General features: G+C 74.1%; 17 protein-coding genes. 7 read left to right on the forward strand and 10 right to left on the reverse strand.

From position 1 onward, the window contains the following. The first annotated feature begins 10 nt into the window (after positions 1 to 10). The 4 genes from larAH (at position 11) to ACYVO2_RS30470 (ending at position 6,134) form a co-directional block, all read left to right on the forward strand. Positions 11 to 1,588 carry an NPN-dependent hydroxyacid isomerase, LarAH14/15/16 family gene (gene larAH / locus ACYVO2_RS30455; RefSeq protein WP_461011275.1) on the forward strand — a complete coding sequence of 526 codons (1,578 nt, stop codon included), beginning with the start codon at positions 11 to 13 and terminating at the stop codon, positions 1,586 to 1,588. 5 nt (positions 1,589 to 1,593) lie between these two features. Beyond that, positions 1,594 to 2,607 carry a lysophospholipid acyltransferase family protein gene (locus ACYVO2_RS30460; protein ID WP_461011276.1) on the forward strand — a complete coding sequence of 338 codons (1,014 nt, stop codon included), beginning with the start codon at positions 1,594 to 1,596 and terminating at the stop codon, positions 2,605 to 2,607. 291 nt (positions 2,608 to 2,898) lie between these two features. Continuing rightward, on the forward strand, positions 2,899 to 3,708 hold the full coding sequence (locus tag ACYVO2_RS30465; RefSeq protein ID WP_461011277.1) for an HAD family hydrolase: 810 nt from the start codon (positions 2,899 to 2,901) through the stop codon (positions 3,706 to 3,708). A gap of 14 nt (positions 3,709 to 3,722) precedes the next feature. Further along, the gene (locus ACYVO2_RS30470) at positions 3,723 to 6,134 is read left to right on the forward strand and encodes a glycoside hydrolase family 65 protein (RefSeq protein ID WP_461011278.1); all 2,412 of its coding nucleotides are present in this window, start codon (positions 3,723 to 3,725) and stop codon (positions 6,132 to 6,134) included. Between the two features lie 45 nt (positions 6,135 to 6,179). On the opposite strand, the gene ACYVO2_RS30475 is transcribed toward ACYVO2_RS30470, so the two are convergent. Continuing rightward, a complete protein-coding gene (locus tag ACYVO2_RS30475; RefSeq protein WP_461011279.1) occupies positions 6,180 to 6,854 on the reverse strand; it encodes a hypothetical protein in 675 nt (224 codons plus the stop codon). A gap of 358 nt (positions 6,855 to 7,212) precedes the next feature. Between ACYVO2_RS30475 and ACYVO2_RS30480 the strand changes: the two genes are divergently transcribed. The 3 genes from ACYVO2_RS30480 to ACYVO2_RS30490 all read left to right on the forward strand — a co-directional run bounded on the left by ACYVO2_RS30480 (position 7,213) and on the right by ACYVO2_RS30490 (position 9,530). After that, a complete protein-coding gene (locus tag ACYVO2_RS30480) occupies positions 7,213 to 7,659 on the forward strand; it encodes a helix-turn-helix domain-containing protein (protein ID WP_461011280.1) in 447 nt (148 codons plus the stop codon). Positions 7,660 to 7,741: 82 nt separating this feature from the next. Beyond that, on the forward strand, positions 7,742 to 8,293 hold the full coding sequence (locus ACYVO2_RS30485; protein ID WP_461011281.1) for a hypothetical protein: 552 nt from the start codon (positions 7,742 to 7,744) through the stop codon (positions 8,291 to 8,293). Continuing rightward, on the forward strand, positions 8,286 to 9,530 hold the full coding sequence (locus ACYVO2_RS30490) for an MAB_1171c family putative transporter (protein ID WP_461011282.1): 1,245 nt from the start codon (positions 8,286 to 8,288) through the stop codon (positions 9,528 to 9,530). Before ACYVO2_RS30485 ends, ACYVO2_RS30490 begins: the two co-directional genes overlap by 8 nt. A 43-nt stretch (positions 9,531 to 9,573) precedes the next feature. On the opposite strand, the gene ACYVO2_RS30495 is transcribed toward ACYVO2_RS30490, so the two are convergent. The 9 genes from ACYVO2_RS30495 to ACYVO2_RS30535 form a co-directional block, all read right to left on the reverse strand. Next, entirely contained in the window at positions 9,574 to 10,344 is a 771-nt protein-coding gene (locus ACYVO2_RS30495) for an SDR family NAD(P)-dependent oxidoreductase (protein WP_461011283.1), read from the reverse strand. A 9-nt stretch (positions 10,345 to 10,353) separates the two neighbouring features. Next, positions 10,354 to 11,127 carry a MerR family transcriptional regulator gene (locus ACYVO2_RS30500; RefSeq protein WP_461011284.1) on the reverse strand — a complete coding sequence of 258 codons (774 nt, stop codon included), beginning with the start codon at positions 11,125 to 11,127 and terminating at the stop codon, positions 10,354 to 10,356. After that, positions 11,124 to 12,050: an SDR family oxidoreductase gene (locus ACYVO2_RS30505; RefSeq protein WP_461011285.1), complete on the reverse strand. Its 927-nt coding sequence runs from the start codon at positions 12,048 to 12,050 to the stop codon at positions 11,124 to 11,126. Before ACYVO2_RS30505 ends, ACYVO2_RS30500 begins: the two co-directional genes overlap by 4 nt. Then, positions 12,047 to 13,009 (reverse strand): alpha/beta fold hydrolase, encoded by a 963-nt coding sequence (locus tag ACYVO2_RS30510; RefSeq protein ID WP_461011286.1) that lies wholly within the window; start codon positions 13,007 to 13,009, stop codon positions 12,047 to 12,049. Before ACYVO2_RS30510 ends, ACYVO2_RS30505 begins: the two co-directional genes overlap by 4 nt. 4 nt (positions 13,010 to 13,013) lie before the next feature. Continuing rightward, on the reverse strand, positions 13,014 to 14,552 hold the full coding sequence (locus ACYVO2_RS30515) for a flavin-containing monooxygenase (protein ID WP_461011287.1): 1,539 nt from the start codon (positions 14,550 to 14,552) through the stop codon (positions 13,014 to 13,016). Between the two features lie 279 nt (positions 14,553 to 14,831). Continuing rightward, positions 14,832 to 15,545 (reverse strand): hypothetical protein, encoded by a 714-nt coding sequence (locus tag ACYVO2_RS30520; RefSeq protein WP_461011288.1) that lies wholly within the window; start codon positions 15,543 to 15,545, stop codon positions 14,832 to 14,834. 73 nt (positions 15,546 to 15,618) lie between these two features. Further along, positions 15,619 to 16,092: a DUF6114 domain-containing protein gene (locus tag ACYVO2_RS30525; protein WP_461011289.1), complete on the reverse strand. Its 474-nt coding sequence runs from the start codon at positions 16,090 to 16,092 to the stop codon at positions 15,619 to 15,621. 22 nt (positions 16,093 to 16,114) lie between these two features. After that, a complete protein-coding gene (locus tag ACYVO2_RS30530) occupies positions 16,115 to 16,735 on the reverse strand; it encodes a DUF6230 family protein (RefSeq protein WP_461011290.1) in 621 nt (206 codons plus the stop codon). An 822-nt stretch (positions 16,736 to 17,557) separates the two neighbouring features. Beyond that, positions 17,558 to 18,826, reverse strand: coding sequence for an ABC transporter substrate-binding protein (locus ACYVO2_RS30535; protein WP_461011291.1), 1,269 nt, complete (start codon positions 18,824 to 18,826; stop codon positions 17,558 to 17,560). Positions 18,827 to 19,308: the final 482 nt, after the last annotated feature.

Here is a 19,308-nt window from a genome sequence, read left to right on the forward strand (position 1 = left end):
AGGAGAGAGTGTGAGCAGACCAGGCTTCGTGCTGGAAGTCGATGAACGTACCCCGCCGCTGCTGGTGCACGAGGGTGAGAATTTCCGGCTGGAGCGGCTGCCCCACGGCAGCAGGGTGATCTACCCGCCGGACTCGCTGCCCGGGATCAGAGACCTGGACGGGGCGATCCGCAGTGCCCTGCTGCACCCGCACGGGATCGAGCCCCTGCCCGAACTGCTGAAGGCCGGGATGCGGCTGACGATCGTCTTCGACGACCTGTCGCTGCCGCTGCCGCCGATGCGCCGCCCCGACGTGCGCCAGCGGATCATCGAGCAGGTCCTGGAGATGGCGGCGGCCAAGGGCGTCGACGACGTCGAGCTGATCGCGGCCAACGCCCTGCACCGCCGGATGACGCCGGCCGAGCTCAAGCACGTCGTGGGCGACAGGGTGTTCCGGTCCTTCTTCCCCAAGCACCTGACCAACCACGACGCCGAGGACCGGGACAACCTGGTCCACCTCGGCCACACCGCCGAGGGCGAGGACGTCGAGATCAACCGCAGGGCCGCCGAGAGCGACCTGGTGGTGTACGTCAACATCACCTCCACCGCGATGAGCGGCGGCCCCAAGTCGGTGTCGGTGGGCCTGGCCAGCTACCGCAGCATCAGCCACCACCACAACGTGCACACGCTCCAGCACTCGCGGTCCTTCAACGACCCGCCGCGCTCGGCGATGCACCACTCGTACAACCGGATGCAGGACCTCATCGGCGGGCAGGTCAAGATCTTCACGGTCGAGACCACGCTGAACAACGACACGTTCCCCGCCGCCACGCGCTTCCTCAACAAGCGCGAGTGGGAGTGGACCTACGCCGACCAGGCCGCGTACCTCGCGACCCGGCGCGGCAACAACCTGGTGCCGCCCGCCATGCGGCGCAGGCTGTGGCACAAGTCGGAGGCCCCGTACGCCGTCACCGGCGTCAACGCGGGCGCGCCGAGCGCGGTCCACCCCCTCACCATCAAGAACGTGCACCGCCAGCAGCTCACCGAGATCGACGGGCAGGCCGACATCGCGGTGTACGGGCTGCCGTACATCTGCCCGTACAACGTCAACTCGGTGATGAACCCGATCCTGGTGATGTCCCTGGGCCTGGGGTACTTCTTCAACCTGTACCTGAACAAGCCCATCGTGCGCGAGGGCGGCGTCGGCATCTTCTTCCACCCGATGCCGAACGAGTTCCACCCCGTGCACCACCCCAGCTACATCGACTTCTACGAGGAGGTCCTGGCCGAGACCACCGACCCGGCGGTGATCGAGGCCAAGTACGAGAAGCAGTTCGCCACCGACCCCTGGTACACCCACCTGTACCGCAAGAGCTACGCCTACCACGGCGTGCACCCGTTCTACATGTGGTACTGGGGCGCGCACGCCATGCAGCACCTCGGGGACGTGATCTTCGTGGGCGCCGACCCGAAGACCGCCGCCAGGCTCGGCTTCCGCGCCGCGTCCACGCTGGACGACGCGCTGGCGCTGGCCTCGCACACGGTCGGCACCAGCCCGTCCATCACCTACCAGCACGTGCCGCCGCTGACCCTGGCCTCGGTGCGGTGAGCGGGATGAGGAAGAAGACCAGCAGGCGCGGCGCCGGCAGTCTGCGCTCCGACCTGTCCCTGCTGCGGACCGGCCGCGACTGGCGCGGCCGGGCCCGCTCCCCGCGCGGCTACGCCATCGAGTCCGGCGCCACCTCCGGGTGGGGCGCGGGTGAGACGGCGGACCGGACGTTCCCCACGGCGTGGGCGCGCACTCCCGCCGCCGGGGTGGTGCGCAACGTGCTCCAGCGCGGGGTGCTCAAGCCGTACGCCTGGGCGAAGACCCGGCCGCTGATCGAGGGGCTTGACCTGCTCGACGGCGTGCGCGGCCCCGTGGTGTTCGTCTCCAACCACGCCAGCCACGTGGACACGCCGCTGATCCTCGGCGCGCTGCCCCGGCGGCTGTCGGACCGCACCGCGGTGGGGGCGGCGGCGGACTACTTCTTCACCTCGCCGGGGGCGGGCGCGGCGACCGCGCTGCTGTTCAACGCGTTCCCCGTGGACCGGTTCGGCGCCCGCAGGGGCGGGCCGAGCCTGCCCGCCGAGCTGATCGAGGACGGCTGGAACATCCTGCTGTACCCCGAGGGCACCCGCTCCCACGACGGGTGGATGGGCTCCTTCAAGCTCGGCGCGGCCCGGCTGTGCCTGTCCACGGGCATCCCCGCGGTGCCCGTGGCGGTGCGCGGCACGTTCGCGGCCATGCCCCGCGGGCGCAACCTGCCGGTGCGCACCGGGACCCGCCTGGTCGTCCGCTTCGGGCGGCCCCTGCACCCGCGGGAGGGCGAGGGCGCGCCGGAGTTCCGCAACCGGATGGCCCGGCACGTGGCCGCGCTGTGGGCGGAGGAGGACCTCGGCTGGTACGCGTCCCTGCGCGCCGCGGAGGAGGGCACCCTCACCGTGCCCGAGGGCAAGGAGACCGCGCTGCCGGTGACGGCGACCCCGGTGGAGAGGGGCAAGCCGGTCGCCGAGTGGCGCCGCGTGTGGGAGGCCACCCGCCCGTCGCCGCCGTCGACCCGCCCCAAGGTCTGGCGCGACCGCTGACCCCGCCACACCCGCGAGCCGGGCCCTCCCCCAAGGGGAGCGCCCGGCTCGCGGCGTTGCGGCACTCCGCGGCGACTCCTCCGGCGGGGGCCCGGGGCGCGGCCCCGGCCGGTCCGGAGCGCGGCTCCCCGACGGGACCCGGGCCGCACCGCTCCGGGCGCGGCCCCTGGCCTCCGGAGGAACCGCCCCCACCCCCACCCGTCTGCGACGCATGACCGCCCCGGAAGGGGCTACCCGGTCCCGCGAGCCGCCGCAGGCACCCCGCGGCGGGCAGGACGGAAAGGACCGGCCATGCCGCCCACCCCCTCCCGGTCAGGCGCGGGCCCGGGCCACCTGGACCCCAGGGAGGCCCTGGTGCCGAGGCTGCGCGCCCTGAAGGCCGTCGTGTTCGACACCGACGGGGTGATCACCGACTCGGCCCGGGTGCACGCCGCCGCCTGGAAGGAGGCGTTCGACGCCTGCCTGCGGGAGCGGCCCCCGGACGACCCCGGGCAGCGCCGCCCGTTCGACCCGGTGGAGGACTACCGGCGCCATGTGGACGGCAGGCCGCGGTTCGACGGCGCCGCCGCCTTCCTCGTCTCCCGCGGCCTCGACCTGCCCCCGGGCGACCCGGACGACCCGCCGGGCTGCGACACGGTGTGGGCCGTGGCCGCCCGCAAGGACCGGGCGTTCACCGCCGCGCTGCGCGCCCGGGGCGTGACCGCCTGGCCGGGCTCGGTGCGACTGCTGCACGCGCTGCACGCCGCCCGCATGCCCCGGGCCGCCGTCTCCTCCTCGTGGCACGCCCGCGAGCTGATGGCCTCCGCCGGGGTCGCCGGGCTGGTCTCCGCCGTGCTCGACGGCGCCGAGGCGGCCCGGCTGCAACTGCCGGGCAAGCCGGACCCGGCGCTGTTCCTGGAGGGGGCCCGCCGACTCGGCGTCCCGCCCGGGGCGGCCGCCGTGGTGGAGGACGCCCTGGTGGGGGTGGAGGCGGGACGCCGCGGCGGCTTCGGCCTCGTCGTGGCCGTGGACCGCACCCGCCTGCCGTCGAGCGCCGCCGACCTGCGGGCGCACGGCGCCGACCTGGTGGTGGAGGACCTGTCCGAACTGCTGACCGGGTGAGGGAGGGACGCCGCATGCCGGAGTGGACCTGGACCTACGAGGGCTACGACCCGGGGCAGGAGCGGCTGCGCGAGTCGCTGTGCACGCTCGGCAACGGCTACCTCGCCACCCGCGGCGCCGCCCCCGAGGCCGCCCCGGGGCCCGCCCACTACCCCGGCACGTACATCGCGGGCTGCTACGACCGCCTGGTGTCGGACGTGGCCGGGCGCATGGTGGAGAACGAGGACCTGGTCAACGTGCCCAACTGGCTGCCCCTGCGGTTCCGGGTGCTCGACGCCAGGCTGCCCGAGGCCGGGCGGGGCACCGGCACGCCGTGGCTGAGCCCGGACGGGCCCTGGCTGCTGCGGCACCGGCAGACCCTGGACCTGCGCGAGGGCACCCTCACCCGGGAGGCCGTCTACCGGGACCCCGAGGGGCGGGTGCTGCGCGTGGGGCAGTGCCGCCTGGTCCACATGGGCGACCCGCACCTGGCCGGGCTGCGCACCGAGTTCACCGCCGAGGGCTGGAGCGGCCGGATCGAGGTGGAGTCCGCGCTGGACGGCACGGTCAGCAACTGCGGGGTGGCCCGCTACCAGGACCTCGACGGGCGCCACCTGACCGGCGTGTACACCGGGCAGGAGCCCCCGGACACGGCCTGGCTGCGCTGCCACACCACCACCTCCGCCATCGGCGTGGCCCTCGCCGTCCGGCTGCGGCCCCCCGAGGGCGTCCCGGTGGAGCCGTGGCCCGGGGAGCGGGCGGCCGTGCAGCGGGTGCTGCTGGACCTGGAGGACGGCCGGGCCGCCGCCGTGGAGAAGACCGTCGCCCTGCACACCTCGCGGGACACCGCGATCAGCGACCCGCTGTACGCCTCCCTGGACGACGTCCACCGGGCCCCGGACTTCGCCGGGCTGCTGGCCGGGCACCGGGTGGCCTGGGCGCACCTGTGGCGGCGCGCCGACCTGGACGTGCCGGGGGAGGCCGGGCGGATCCTGCGGCTGCACCTGTTCCACGTCCTCCAGACGCTCTCCCCGCACACCGCCGACCTGGACGTGGGCGTCCCCGCGCGCGGCCTGCACGGCGAGGCGTACCGGGGCCACGTCTTCTGGGACGAGCTGTTCGTGCTGCCCTATCTGAACCTGCACTTCCCCGAGGTCACCCGCGCCCTGCTGACCTACCGCCACCGCAGGCTGCCGCAGGCGTGCCGGGCCGCGGCCGACGCCGGGCACACCGGGGCCCGCTTCCCCTGGCAGAGCGGCAGCGACGGCCGGGAGGAGACCCAGGTGCTGCACCTGAACCCGCGCTCGGGCCGCTGGCTGCTGGACCACTCCCGGCTCCAGCGCCACGTCGGCTCGGCCATCGCCTACAACGTGTGGCACTACGCGCAGGCCACCGGCGACCACGACTTCCTGCACACCAGGGGCGCGGAGCTGCTCACCCAGATCGCCCGGCACTGGGCGAGCCTGGCCGTCTTCGACCCGGCGCTCGGACGGTACCGGATCCGCGGCGTGGTGGGCCCCGACGAGTACCACGACGCCTACCCGGGCGCGGCCGAGCCGGGCATCGACGACAACGCGTACACCAACGTCACCGCCTCCTGGGTGCTGGGCCGCGCCCTGCACGTGGCCCGCACCCTGCCCGAGCCGCGCCGCAGGGAGCTGTTCGAGCGCATCGCCCTCGGCCCGGCGGAGCTGGAGCTGTGGGAGGAGGTCTCCCGACGCCTGTACGTGCCGTTCCACGGTGGGGTGATCAGCCAGTTCGACGGGTACGGGGAGCTGGCCGAGCTGGACTGGGACGGCTACCGCGAGCGGTACGGCGAGATCAGGCGGCTGGACCGGATCCTGGAGGCGGAGGGCGACACGGTCAACCGCTACCAGGCGTCCAAGCAGGCGGACGTGCTGATGCTCGGGTACCTGTTCTCCGCCAAGGAGCTGGCGGGCCTGTTCCACGGCCTCGGGCACCGGCTCGACGACGCCACCTGGCGCCGCACCGTGGACTACTACCTGGCCAGGACCAGCCACGGCTCGACCCTCAGCGGCCTGGTGCACGGCCTGGTGCTGGCGCGGGTGCGGCGCGGCGACGCCTGGCGGTACTGCCTGGAGGCGCTGACCGGGGACGTCGCCGACATCCAGGGCGGTACCACCGCGGAGGGCATCCACCTGGGCGCGATGGCCGGGACCCTGGACCTGGTGCAGCGGGGGCTGACGGGCCTGGAGACCTGCGAGGACGGGCTGTGCCTCGACCCGGTGCCGCTGCCCGAGCTGTCGGAGTTCGGCTTCTCGCTGCGCTACCGGGGGCACTGGGGGGTGGGGATCCGCCTGTCCGGGGAGGAGCTGCTGGTCAGCGTGCCGGGCTCGGCGGAGGTGCCGATCCAGGTGGAGGTCGGGGGAGAGGTGGTGGGGGTGCCCCCGGGCGAGGAGCGGCGGCTGAAGCTGCGCGAGCGGTGACGGCTCGGCCCCGGGCGCCGTCCCCGCGGGTCCGCCGGCGCCGCGCTACCAGGTGCCGCCCAGCACGCTTGCCGCCGCCCGCGCCGCCGCCAGGGCCTCGCACAGCAGGTCCCCGTCCGTCAGGGTGCCCGTCCCGTCCGGCGGCACCAGCCAGGTGCGGCCCCGCACCGCGCGCAGCGGCACGACATGGGGGTGCGGGCAGTGCAGCGTGCCGGGCGCGCCGACCACCGTGGTGCCCGGCAGCCGCCAGCCCCGGCTGCTCTCCGCGGACACCAGGAACTCCACCGTGCCGCGCACCGTCAGCAGCACCGGGCCGAGCCGGTGGTTGGCCGCGCACATGCGCACCACGGCGTCCAGGCCGAGCGGCTTGACGCAGCGCACGATCTGCCACCCCGGCCCCGTCGGGACGTGGGCGAGCTCGCCCGCGCCCCACGCCGCCAGCACCCGATCCGGGTCGGCGGCCGCCGCGGCCAGCCACTTGGCGCCGTTGGCCATGGCGTTGGCGGTCGTCTCCAGGGCCTCCCGCACCGCCCGCGGGTCCGTGCGGCAGGCCGGGTCGGCGAGCGGGGACAGCGCCCAGTGCGGGCTCGGGTGCGGCCCGGGTGCCCGCTCGCCGGCTCCGCGGCCGGGTGCGCGCCGGCCGTGCGCCGCCGGGTGCGGCGGGTCGCGGTGGACGCCGTGCCGGGGCTGCGGCCCGGGACCGTTGAACGCGGCGCTCATCGGAGGGTGCCCGGATGCGGAGCGGTGGCCATCGATCCCCTTCTCGCGGAAGCGTCGGGGAGGAGGCGTCACGCGAGGTGAGCCCCCGTCGCCTCCGTCTTCGCGACAACCTCAGGGCACGGCCCGGTGGGGCCGCGCCGACCGGGTCGGCCCCCGTCAACCGAGTCGGCCGGGTTCGCGGCGTAGCTGAACCCTGAGTTGAACAGATCTCTGAAAATTCAACCGGGAGTAGAATTACCGTGCTCGGTGAGTCTAAGCTCGCGGCGGCCGTCGCTGTCAACTACTAATTGGATACTGCGAGTTAGGGGCGCGGCGGGACGCCGCCCGGGCGATGATCTCCTCGCGGTGGAGGTGGCACGTGGAGTCCGAGGCCGAGGACCGGCCGATGCTGGCCCGCAGACTCGGGCGGCTGTTCGACGACATCCGCCCGCAGGGCCCCCGGGGCCGCAGGTACACCAACGAGGAGGTCGCCACCGCGATCAAACGGGCCAACCCCGACATCCGCGTCAGCGGCGCGTACCTGTCCGCGCTGCGCAACGGGACGAAGAAAAACCCCTCCACCGAGCTGCTCACCGCGCTCGCGCGCTTCTTCGGGGTGCCCGCCTCGTACTTCCTGGACGACGCGACGGCCGCCCAGACGGAGGCGGAGATAGCGCTGGCCAAGGTCGCGGGGAACCTGGGCGTGCGGCAACTGGCGCTGCGCGCGCTCGAGCTCTCGCCCGAGGGCCTGGCCGCGGTCACCAAGATCGTCGAGGCCGTTCTGGAGAATGACGCGAAGCCGAGGGCGCCTTCCGGGGAGAATTGACGCCCATGCGGACACCTTGGGGGTGGGACGGCGGATGCTCGTCGCGACCTGGCGTACGCCCCGGGAAGGGCGGGACGGTGACATGGACCTGAGGCGGATGCGCCGGAGCTGCGCGGCGCTCGTCCGCGACCTGGACCTGCCGGTGCCCGCGGATCCCGACGACCTGATCGCCCGGCTGTGCGACCGCATGGGGCAGCGGCTGGGCCGGCCCGTCCACCACCGGCTGGTGCCCTTCCCGCCGGACACGGTCAGCGGCCTGTGGCTGGCGACGGACGCCGCCCACTTCGTGCTCTGCGAGCGGGACACCAGCCCCTGGCACCGGCTGGCGATCACCGGCCACGAGTTCTGGCACATGGAGGCCGAGCACGAGGCCACCGCCGTGGAGGGCCCCGACGCCACCCGGCTGGTCTTCCCCTCCCTCGACCCCGGCACCGTCGCCCGCATCGTCGCCGCCCGCACCCACTGCTCCGCCGAGGCCGAGCAGGAGGCCGAGTTCTTCTCCTCGCTGCTGCTGTCCAAGGTCAGCCGCTGGCTGCCGCAGCGCACCTGGGCCGTGCCCGACTCGGCGGCCGGCCTGGTGCACCGGCTGGAGACCGCGCTCGGCCGGGAGCGGGAGCGGCCCGACCGTGGATAGCACCACCGCCGTCTTCTGGACCTGCTCCGCCGTCGCCTGGGTGGCGTTCCTCTCCAAGCTCCCCGGGCTGTGGCGCCGCCCCCGCAATCCGCTGCGCCGGCTCGTCGCCTGGTGCCTGCTGTGCGCCGCGCTGATCCTGTTCTTCGCCGCGCCGCGGGCCGTCGGCTTCGTCAACGACCTCACCGGCGTGCCCAACTTCGCCGCGCCGCTGGTCTACACCCTGATTGTCGCCGAGTCCGCGGGCCTCCAGACCCTGCTCGCGCACTGGCGCGGCCCGGCCGAGCGCGCCCGGGTCACCGCGCGGCGCTGGGCGGTGGCCTGCCCGGTGCTCGTGGCCGCCATCGTCGTCCTGTTCGCACTGGGCGACACCCCGGTCGAGCGGCGCCGCGACTTCGACACCCACTACGCGACCACCGCGTACATCGCCGAACTCATCGTCGTGTACGTGCTGGTCTACGGCGCGGCGATCGGTGGTCTCGCCTGGATGGGCTGGCGGTGGGCGAAGGTCGCGGGGCGGCCGTGGCTGCGGCGCGGGCTGCGGGTGATCGTCGTCGGGGCGCTGTGCGGGGTCGGGTTCACGCTGTGCAAGCTGACGGCGCTGGCCGCGCGCTGGGCCGGCGGCGACCTCGACTGGCTCAGCACCGACGCCGCGCCCGCCTTCGCCGGCCTGTCCACGCTCGTCACCCCCGTGGGCTTCGTGCTGCCCGTGGCCGGGCACCGGCTGACCAGCCTGCGCGGCCGGGCCGCCCGGCTGGCCGCCTACCGGCGCCTGCACCCGCTGTGGGACGCGCTGCGGCGGGCCACCCCCGCCATCGTCCCGCCGGTGCCCGTCCCGTGGTGGGACGCCGAACTGCGGCTGACCCGGCGGCTCACCGAGATCCTCGACGGGCGACTGGCGCTGCGCGCCCACACCGACGCCCGGCTCACCCCGATCGTGCTGCGGCACGCCCGGGAGGCCGGACTGCCGGACGCGGAGGCGGCGGCGGCCCTGGAGGCCGCGCACTGCCGGGCCGCCGTCGCCGCCAAGGAGCGCGGCGAGCGCTTCCCGCCGCCCGCCCCCTCCGGGGAGGGGCCGCCGGGCGGCTCGGACGGCGCGGACGAACTCGCCCGGCTGGTCGCCGTCTCCCGCGCGTTCGCCCACTCGCCGGTGGTCGCCGCGGCGGTCGCCGAGTACGACGAAAGCCGCCGCTCCGGCTCCCTGGCCCCGGCCGCACCGGGCACCGACGGCGCCCGCTGAGACCGGCACCCGCGCGGCGCGCCGCGCCGTGCGTGGACCGCCGTCAGCCCGAGGTGTCCCGGTAGCGGCGGCCCATGCGGGTCGAGACTCGGGTCACCAGGCCGCGGGGGAGGAGCCGGGTGGCGCCCACGACCGCCTTGTACGGGGCGCCGGGCACGCTCACCGGCACCCCCCGGCGGAAGTCGCGGACGGCCGTGTCGACCAGCTCGTCCGCGTCCAGCCACAGCGGCTCGGGGATGCGGGACATGTCCATCTCGGCGCGCTGGTGGAACTCGGTGTGCGTCCAGCCCGGGCACAGCGCCATCACGTGCACGCCACCGGCGGGGATGTCCCGCAGCACGCTCTCGCTGAAGTTCACCACCCACGCCTTGGACGCGCTGTAGGTGCCCCGGGCCAGGAACGCGGCCACCGACGCCACATTGATCACGCCGCCCCGGCCACGCTCTATCATCGCGGGCAGCGCGGCGTGCGTCAGCCGGAGCACCGCCTCGCAGTGCACCCGCAGCATGGCGACCTCGTCGGCGACGCTCGTCTCCAGGAACCTGCCGCGCTGGGCGAACCCGGCGTTGTTCACCAGCAGGTCGATCCCGTCGGCGGCGCGCCGCTCGGCCGCCCGCAGGCCGTCCTCGTCGGCGAGGTCGGCCGTCAGCACCTCCGCCCGCACCCGGTGCGCGGTGCGGTACTCGTGCGCGGCGCGCTCCAGGCGCTCGGTGTCGCGGGCCACCAGGACCAGGTCGAAACCGTCCGTCGCGAGCCGCCGCGCGAAAGCGGCGCCGATTCCCGCGGTTGCTCCGGTGATGAGGGCCGTCGGCATGGGCCGAGCCTATACCCGGGCACCCGCGCGGCACCCCGCGCGGCGCCGCGTTCCCAGGGCGTCCAGGACATCGCCGAACTCCGCGCGGACCCGCCCCTCCATCGCCCGGGCGAACGCCGCGCCCGCCACGTCCCCCGCCACCGGGCGGAGCCTGGCGACCACCTCGGAGATCCGGTGGATCTCCGCCGCGGGCAGCGGACGCTCCCCGAGGTCCCCGACCACGTGCGTGCCCACCAGCGCCACGAACAGGCCGGCCATCGCGTCCACCTGCTCCTGGAGCCGGGCCGCCGCCTCCAGCACGGCCGACAGCGGCACGCCCTCGCGCACCAGCGCCGCCGAGCCGTCCAGCAGGCGGCGGCTGACGACGGTGACCGAGTCCCCGTCCACCGTCGCGTAGCCCAGCGCCACCGCCCGGCGCAGGTTCTCCTCGGTGAGCTGGTCGCCGTACACCCGCCGGACGGCGGCACGGTCCAGGGTGACGGGCTCCTCGTGGGACCACGCCTCCGTCATCACCCGCTCCAGGCCCAGCACATCGGCGACGTTGCTGTCCTGCTCCCACGCCGCCAGCAGCTCGCCGATCCCGTTCAGGGTGTGCCCGCGCCCCAGCAACTCGGAGATCACCCGCAGCCGGGCCAGGTGCTCCCCGCGGTACCAGGCGACCCTGCCCTCCCTGCGCGGCGGCGGCAGCAGCCCCCGCTCCTGGTAGTACCGCAGATTGCGGACCTTGATCCCGGCCGCGCGGGCCAGCTCCCCGACGCGGTACTCCCGCTCGGCGGCGCTCACGCGGGGAGGCTCGGTTCCGCCCGCGGCCCACCCTCCCGGTCCTCGGCCGCGGCCCTGGCGGCGGCGTCGGCGGCGCCGCCCGCACCCACGGGACCGGTGACCTCCATCGTCTCCAGCGCGTCCCGGAACCTGGCCAGGCGGCGCGGCGCGCCCACCGCGACCACCGAAGGCAGGCTGCCGCGCACCGGCTGCATCATGCGCAGCCACCACTGCCCGTACACGTGCGGCGCGCGCCGGGCGATGCCGTCGGCGAGCCGCTCCACCGCCGGCTCCAGCGGGCAGACGCGGTTCACCGGCCACGGCAGCGTCCGCCGCATGCCCACCAGCGCCTCGTCGGCGAACGCGGCCCGCACCATGTCGGTCTCGGTCCAGCTCAGATACGCCACGCCGACGCCCACCCCCTGGTGGGCGACCTCGGCGCGCAGGCTGTGCGCGAACGCCTCCACGCCCGCCTTGCTGGCGCAGTACGCCGCCATCAGCGGCGCGGGGGTGAGCGCCGCCAGCGAGGCCACCTGGAGCAGATAGCCCCCGGAGCGCGTCAGATGGGGCAGGAACGCGCGCGCGGTGGCCACGCTGCCCAGCAGGTTGACCTCCACCACCCGGTCGAACGCGGCCGCGTCGTAGCGCGCGAACGGGCCGCCGACGGCTATCCCGGCGTTGGCCACCACCACGTCCACCCGGCCGAACCGCCCGGCGACCTCGCCGGCCACCCGGTCCAGCGCGGCGCGGTCGGTGACATCGGCCTCCCACCAGGCGGCGCCGGGGCCGCAGTCGGCCGCGGCCCGCTCCAGTTGCTCGGGTTCCAGGCCCAGCAGCGCCACCCGCGCGCCCCTGGCCGCGAGCGTCCTGGCCAGCTCGGCGCCGATGCCGCGCGCCGCCCCGGTGACGACGGCCGTCCGGCCGTCGAGCCTTCGGTTCCTCACACCGTTCCCCTTCCCGCCGCCGCGGCGGAGGCGGGCAGGTACCCGTCCACCAGCCGCAGCACCGCCCCGGCCACCTCCTCGGGACGCTCCACCGGCGTCATGTGCCCGGACCCGGACAGCTCCACCACGTCCACGAGTTCGGGCAGCGCCTCGGCGACCGCCCGCGACAGCGCGGGCGGTATCAGCCGGTCCTCTGCGCCGTACAGCACGATCGTCGGGGCGTCCAGCAGCGCCAGCTCCGCGCGCAGGTCCAGCCGGTGCAGCACCCGGCCCCAGGCGGCGCGCGACCGCCCGGCGCAGGCGTGGACGATCCGCGAGCAGAACTCGACCTGCTCCGGCGTGGCCGCAGGCGTCATCGTGCCGTACCGCAGCAGCCACCGGCTCGCCCGCGTGGACGGGCCCAGCGGCAGCGGCGAGGTGAGCAGCGCGCGGTGCACCCGGTACCGCAGCCGCGGGCTGCGCAACGGCACCACCTGCACGTCGCCCACCAGGTCGGCGGCGCCCGTGCTGCACAGCAGCACCGCCGCGGTGCGCTCCCGCACCGCCTCCCGGCCCGCCGCCGCCATGATCGTCATCGTGCCCATGCTGTGCCCCACGAGCACCGCCCGCTCGCCCTCGGGCACATGGCGGCGCACCACCGCCTCCAGGTCGTCGGCCAGCGCGTCGGTGCTGAAGCCCTCGCGGCGCGGCGTGTCGCTGCGCCCGTGCCCGCGCTGGTCGTACACCACCACGCGCAGGCCGCGGGCGAGCAGTTGCTCCGCGACCGGCTCCCAGAACAGCGTCGAGCAGCACCAGCCGTGCGCCAGCACCGCGGTGGGCGCGCCCTCGGGCCCGTGCTCCTCCACGTGCAGCCGGGTGCCGTCCGCCGAGGGGATCCACCGCGCCGCGCGCGGAACCAGTCGCCTGCCGTCCGTACGGGGCCCACGGGGTTCCGCCGCCCACCGGGAACGCACCTGCACAGCCTCATCCCTCCGTCGTCGTGCTCGTCTCGGTGACCGCCCGGCCCGCGCCCCGGGCGGCCCTCGCCGCCGCGGGCCGGGCGAGCAGCCGGTATTCGGCCGGGTCGACCCGCCGGGTCTCCCGGCGGAAGCGCGGCGTGGACGAAGGCCACAGGGTGGGGTTGTCGCCCGCCGCGTCCCGGTACCAGCTCGCGCAGCCGCCGACCTGCCACACCGTGCGCCGCATCCGGCGCTGGAGGTCGGCGTTCCAGCGCTCCTCCGCCTCGGGCGTCGGCTCGATCGCGGCGACACCCCGCTCGTCCATCAGCCGCAGCGCGTCCATCACATAGGCGAGTTGGGACTCGATGATGTACACCATCGAGGTGTGGCCCAGGCCGGTGTTGGGCCCGATGAGGAAGAACAGGTTCGGGAACCCGGCGACGGTGGTGCCGCGCAGCGCCCGCATCCGGCGGCTCCACACCTCGCCGAGGCTGCGCCCGTCCCGGCCGAGCAGGCGGGAGGCGATGGGGCGCTCGGTGGTGTGGAAGCCGGTGCCGAAGATCACCGCGTCCACCTCGCGCTCGGTGCCGTCGGCGGCGACCGCGACCCGGTCGCGCAGGTCGGCCAGGCCGGAGGGGATCACCTCGACTCCCGGGCGGGTGAGCGCCGGGTAGTAGTCGTTGGAGAGCAGGACCCGCTTGCAGCCGAGGGTGTAGTCGGGGGTGAGCACGGCGCGCAGCCACGGGTCGCGCACCTGGCGGCGCAGGTGGGCGCGGGCCAGCAGTTCGGCGGTGCGCATCAGTCGCGGCCAGCGCGTGAACGCCGGGACGAAGCTCTCGCGGACGGAGTAGATGCCGGCGCGGGCCGCGAGCTGGGTGAGCGGCGCGTACCGGAACGCGCGGGTCTCCAGGCCGGTGATGGGGCGGTCGCCGCGCGGCAGCACCCACGCCGGGGTGCGCTGGAACAGCACGAGGTCGCGCACCAGCGGCTGGATGCGGGGGATGAACTGGATCGCGGAGGCGCCCGTGCCGACGACGGCGACGCGCTTGCCCGTCAGGTCGTAGGAGTGGTCCCAGCGGGCGGAGTGGAACACCCTGCCGCGGAAGGAGTGCAGTCCCGGCAGGTCGGGCAGCACCGGGTCGGACAGCGGGCCGGACGCGCAGACCAGGACGTCCGCGGTGAGGTCGCCGCCGGTGGTGCGGATCGCCCAGCGCCGCTCGGCGTCGTCCCAGGCCGCCTCGGTGACCTCGTGGCGCAGGCGCACATGGGGCCGCAGGGCGAAGTCGTCGGCGACGCGCTCCAGGTAGGCGCGGATGGACGGCTGCTCGGAGAAGCTCCTGGGCCAGCGCGGGTTGGGGGCGAAGGAGAACGAGTACAGGTGGGAGGGGACGTCGCAGGCGCAGCCCGGGTAGGTGTTGTCGCGCCAGGTGCCGCCGACCGCGTCCGCCCGCTCCAGCAGGACGAAGTCGCGGATCCCCGCCTGACGCAGCCTCACCCCCATGCCGAGACCGCCGAATCCGGCGCCGATCACCGCCACGCGGACGTGGCCGACTGTCTCCTTCATCGCGAGCCGCCTCCCGGAAGGCCGTGGAACCCCGCACCCCTGACCGGTGCGCCCCTGCAACCCGTGCGCGGTGGAACTTGCGCTGTGGAACCCGTGCGCCGTGGAACCCCGCGCGCGGTGGAGCGGTGCACCGTGGGACCCCGCCAGTGAGCGCCGGCTGAGCATCCGCCCGGGGGACCGCGGGTGGAGGCCGGCACGTTCGCACCGTAGACTGTGCCAACGCTCACTGGCAAGGTTTCCGGCAGTGCCGGGTGACACCGGGGAGGCCCCGGCGCCGGGTCAGCTCACGGTGATGGGCGTCGCCAGCGTGCTGACGTTGTTCACCTGGTAGGTGGCCTTGAACGAGGCGGAGGTGGACGCGGTCGGGCATCCGAAGCCGCCCTCGACCTTCACCGGCACGGTGGTGTTGAACGTCAGCTTCGACGGCGCGCCGTTGGCCCACGAGCCGGTGATGACGGCCGGGCCGTTCGGCGCGGTCGTGGTCTTGCACGTGGCCAGGCCGCTGGTCTGGACGATGACGCCACCGGTCGGGATGGTCATGCTGCCGGTGACGGTCGAGCCGCCCTGCATGGACGAGATCCACTCACCGCTGGTGGTGACCGTGGCGCTCACCGCGGGGACGTTGGTGCGGCAGGACGAGTAGGTGGGCGGGTTCATCTTCGAGGAGACGGGCCCGTCCGGGTTGGTGTTGGCGGTCGGGATCTGGTTCCTGGCGTTGGTGCCCAGCGGGGTGGTGGGGCTCGTCGCGGACACGCTGCACGTCACGGTGACACTGCCGGCCGTGAACGTGGCGGTGGTGCCGGTGGCCAGGGAGGCCGAGAAGTACGCGCCCGCCGGGCTGACCGTGGTCGGGGCGGCCATCGCGCTCGCGGTGCTGACGGCGCCCGCGGCGCCGGCGCCGGCCAGGGCCAGGCCGGCCGCGCCGGTGACGGCGACGCCCGCCTTCAGGACGCGGCCGGTGGTGGCGCCGCGGGACGAGAGGGAACGGCTCATGCTGATGCACTCCTTGTCTCGTTGCTCGGACTACTGAGGGGGTGGTGCGGCACTGAGAGGAGTGGTGCGTGGGTCAGGAGCCGGGGCCCGCCGCCATGAGCGGATGGTGCGGGGGCTCGTTCGGCGGCGGTCCTGTCCCTGCCGCGGGCCCGCCGCCGGCGGCCTGCGCCTCGGCGGGGGTGTCCCCGGCGTCCTGCGGGGGGAGCGGCTGCCAGGCGAAGCCCAGGCTGCCGCCGATGACGGCCGTGATGGTGCCGAAGAAGAACCCGCCCAGGTTGGACAGCACCAGGCAGGCCGCGGCCAGCATGACGGAGACGATTCCGGCGAGCGAACGGTACTGCGGGGCGAACCAGAAGGTCAGGCCCATGAGGATGAGGATCAGCCCCATGAGGATCGAGGAGACGCCGGCGATCCCCTGATGGAGCATCACCTCCAGCGGTGCCAGGGGGATGGCGGTGATCTCGGCGCCCGCGATGACGACGAGCAGCCCGCCCCAGAACGGGCGGCCCTTGCGCCAGCGCCGCCAGCCTCTCCAGATCCTCTTCACCTCGGCCTCCCGGCGGACGCGCTCAGAAGCATTCCTTCTTGCCCTTGTGGATCTTCATGTCGAGGCCGGTGAGTTTGAAGGAGCCGGCGTTCGTGGCCCAGGCGACCTGGCGCACATTCGTCATGTGGATCTCGTCCGCCTGCTGGGAGAACATGTCCTGCATGCCCTGGGAGCCGTCCGGGCCCTTGTCGAGGGTGGAGGCGTCCCGGCCGATCTCGATGTTCTTGAACTCCGGGGTGCCGGACATCTGGGTGGCATCGATGAACAGGTCCTTGGCCTCGACCGGCTTGCCGCCGCCGCCCGCGGAGAGCTTGAGCGAGATGTCGCCGACGATCGGCAGTGTGGTGACCACCGACTGGCACAGATTGTGGAGGTCGGCCTCCTTCATCGTGGTCACCATCACCGGCAGGAGGTCCTCGCGCACGTTGGTGTCGATCCCGCCGTACTGGGTGAACCCCTTGCCTTCCAGCTTGTCCACCGAGACCTTGAACTGCTGGCCGGAGACCGCGAAGGAGGCCGCGATCGCGCCGTGGGCGAGAGCGATGGCCAGTGCTCCCGTGGCAGCGAAGCCGGGGATGGACAGCACGGCGAAACGCCGCCATCTGACCCGTCCCACGACCTGTCTGCCCTGCGCGTCCTTCATGAATTCACGTCCTCTCGCTCCGAAATCGGCACGGCGGAGGGCGCGTCGAACAGGCGCCGCTGCGCCGTACATAAGCTACCGAGTGGTAGTGATGATGGTGGACCCGGCGGAGCGATCGCAAGAGGTGATGTGAAGATTTCTTGGGCGCTGTTTATACCGGGGAAACAACAGGCGAAAGCGCGGACGGGAAGGGGCCGGGGAGGGCGGGGACCGGGCACGGAAATGAAAAAGGGCAGCCTCGTGCCCGGGAGCCGTGAATTGTTCCTGCGGCGACAAGATCCGCGGTGTTTTTGTGTCCGCCGTGTCTAGCGGCCGCGCCGGTCGAGCGGAACTCCTCCCCGTGGAGGGGGTCGGGGGCGGCCCGGCCGGGCGGGTGCCCGGTCAGCCGAACGTAACCCCGCCAGCACTCACTGGCAAGGTACGGAAATCGCCTTCCCGCACGTCAACGACCGTGCCGCGCAAGGGAGTCGATGATCACTCGGCCGGCGGGACCGTCGAGCCGGCCCGGGGCGGCCGTGCGCGGGTCGCCCGCCCCGCGGGGCGGCCCGCAGGTGATCCGTCGCGGTCCGGCCGCCGGACCCGAGTCGGAGTCGAGCGCTCCGGCGGCCCGCGCGGGCCGGTGGGCTGAGGGCGGGAGCGGCTGAGGGCGGGAGCGGGATGCAGGGGTTGCCGCGGTGGGTTCCGGAGCCGGACTGCGCCGTGCCGATGGACCGCGCCGTGCCGACGGGGCGCGGCGCGCGTCCGGGGCGCGGCCCGGCCGCGCGCCGCGGTCCGGTCGCGGCGTCGCGCCTCGGCGCCCGGCCGCGCCCCGGTGTCGGAGGGTCACGCGTTGTCGACGGCCGCGTTCCCCAGTTCCTCCTGGAGCCGGTCCACGCTGCCGCCCGAGCGGAAGTCGGCCAGCACCTCGGTGATGGCGGTCGTCCAGCGGGTGTCCGCGACCACGCCGTGGGTGAGGGAGCCGACGATGGTGTCGTTGTCCGCCCACTGGTCGATGGCCCACTGGAGGTAGGGCCCGTACAGGCTCTTGTCGGCGTCTATCCGCGCCGGTATGGAGCCCTTGCTCGGGTTGAACGCGTCCTGCCCGGCCTGGCTGCCGCAGGTCTTCAGCCACGCGATGGCGGCGTCCCGGTTCTCGGCGCCCACCGGCAGGGTGAAGGAGTCGGAGAGGAACTGGTACATGCGGCCGGTGCCGGGCGTGGCGGACCAGCCGTAGTGCTTGCGGGGCCGCAGGTCCAACTCGCCCGTGAAGTAGGAGTCGATCCAGTCGCCCATCACGATGAACCCGGCGTCCCCGTCGGCGACCAGCTTCGCCGACTGCTGCCAGGAGCGGGTGTCGTGCGTCCCGTCGGTGTACTCGAGCAGGTCGGCGTACCGTTTCAGCGCCTTGGTCATGGCGGAGCCGCCCCAGTTGCCCGCGGTGCCCCACAGGTCGGAGTACTCCGCGTCGCCGAGCGTGCCGAGCAGGACGGTCTCCAGCAGGTGGGTGTAGGTCCACGGCTCGCCCATGACCAGAGGAGTCCTGCCCGCGGCCTTGACCCGCTCCAGCGCGTCGAAGAAGTCGTCGAAGGACTTCGGCGGTTCGGCGATCCCCGCGTCGTCGAGCACGGAGGCGTTGTGCCACAGCAGGTTGGCGCGGTGGATGTTGACCGGAATGGAGTAGGTCTTCCCGTTGCGCTGGAGGAGGTCGAGCAGCGTGTAGGGAAAGGCCGGGCGCCAGATCTCGGTGTCGTCGTAGATGAAGGAGAGGTCCTCCAACTGCCCGGCGTCGATGTAGTCGTTGAGCTCGGCCCCGGCGTGCCCCTGGAAAGTGTCCGGGGGATTGCCGTTCCGCATGCGGGTGGCGAGTTCCTTCTTGGCCCGCTCCCCGGCGCCGCCCGCCACGGCCTCGTTGCGGAAGGTGATGTTCGGGTTTTCCTTCCTGAAGACCTCGACGAGTTTGCGCAGGCCGGCTTCCTCGCCGCCGCCCGACCACCAACTGAAGACGCTGAGCGTTTTCTTTTTCGAGCCGCCGCTCTCGCCGCCGCCGCAGCCGCCGAGGGCGACGGTGCTCACCGTCGCCGCCGCGGCAGCCAGGAAGGATCGTCTCCGCACGGGCTTCGCGCCACCCCGCATTGTCATGAGCTCCTGTTCCTGTCGCGGCACACCGGCGGTGGTCGTTCGCCGGGGCCGAGCGGGCACTCATCTCAGCGGCGAGCCGTAACGGATGTCAAGAGTTCGGAAACATCGTCTTAACTCTGATGGGTCCTCATATCGGGTTGTCCAGACCAATTTGACCGAGGGGTCGGGAACGCGCCGGGAAGGCGATCTTCTTGCCGCGCGGGGGAGTTGGCCACCGGTGTGCTCCCGTCAATGCGGGCGGAACACCTGGGATTCGGAAGGGCACTTCGGCGGCCCCGAGCCGCGGTGTCGCGCACAACCGGAGACGGTGGGCGGTGAGTGGGGCGGCGAGTGGGGTCGGCGGCTTCGGCCGGCGGGTGTGCGGCGGATCACCGCGCGGGCCGCGCCCGGGGCTGTCCGCCGATCGGACGCCCGAGTTCCCCGCGCCCGCGGAACCGGGAAGGGGGATTCGGTCG

The organism is Streptomyces capparidis (assembly GCF_054782095.1).

Excerpts from the sequence above, each read along its gene's own strand:
- ACYVO2_RS30520 (WP_461011288.1), bottom strand. The coding sequence starts at position 15,545 with ATGAGCCGTTCCCTCTCGTCCCGCGGCGCCACCACCGGCCGCGTCCTG.
- ACYVO2_RS30470 (WP_461011278.1), top strand. The coding sequence starts at position 3,723 with ATGCCGGAGTGGACCTGGACCTACGAGGGCTACGACCCGGGGCAGGAG.
- ACYVO2_RS30495 (WP_461011283.1), bottom strand. The coding sequence starts at position 10,344 with ATGCCGACGGCCCTCATCACCGGAGCAACCGCGGGAATCGGCGCCGCT.
- ACYVO2_RS30485 (WP_461011281.1), top strand. The coding sequence starts at position 7,742 with ATGGACCTGAGGCGGATGCGCCGGAGCTGCGCGGCGCTCGTCCGCGAC.
- ACYVO2_RS30465 (WP_461011277.1), top strand. The coding sequence starts at position 2,899 with ATGCCGCCCACCCCCTCCCGGTCAGGCGCGGGCCCGGGCCACCTGGAC.
- ACYVO2_RS30530 (WP_461011290.1), bottom strand. The coding sequence starts at position 16,735 with ATGAAGGACGCGCAGGGCAGACAGGTCGTGGGACGGGTCAGATGGCGG.
- ACYVO2_RS30515 (WP_461011287.1), bottom strand. The coding sequence starts at position 14,552 with ATGAAGGAGACAGTCGGCCACGTCCGCGTGGCGGTGATCGGCGCCGGA.
- ACYVO2_RS30460 (WP_461011276.1), top strand. The coding sequence starts at position 1,594 with ATGAGGAAGAAGACCAGCAGGCGCGGCGCCGGCAGTCTGCGCTCCGAC.
- ACYVO2_RS30475 (WP_461011279.1), bottom strand. The coding sequence starts at position 6,854 with ATGAGCGCCGCGTTCAACGGTCCCGGGCCGCAGCCCCGGCACGGCGTC.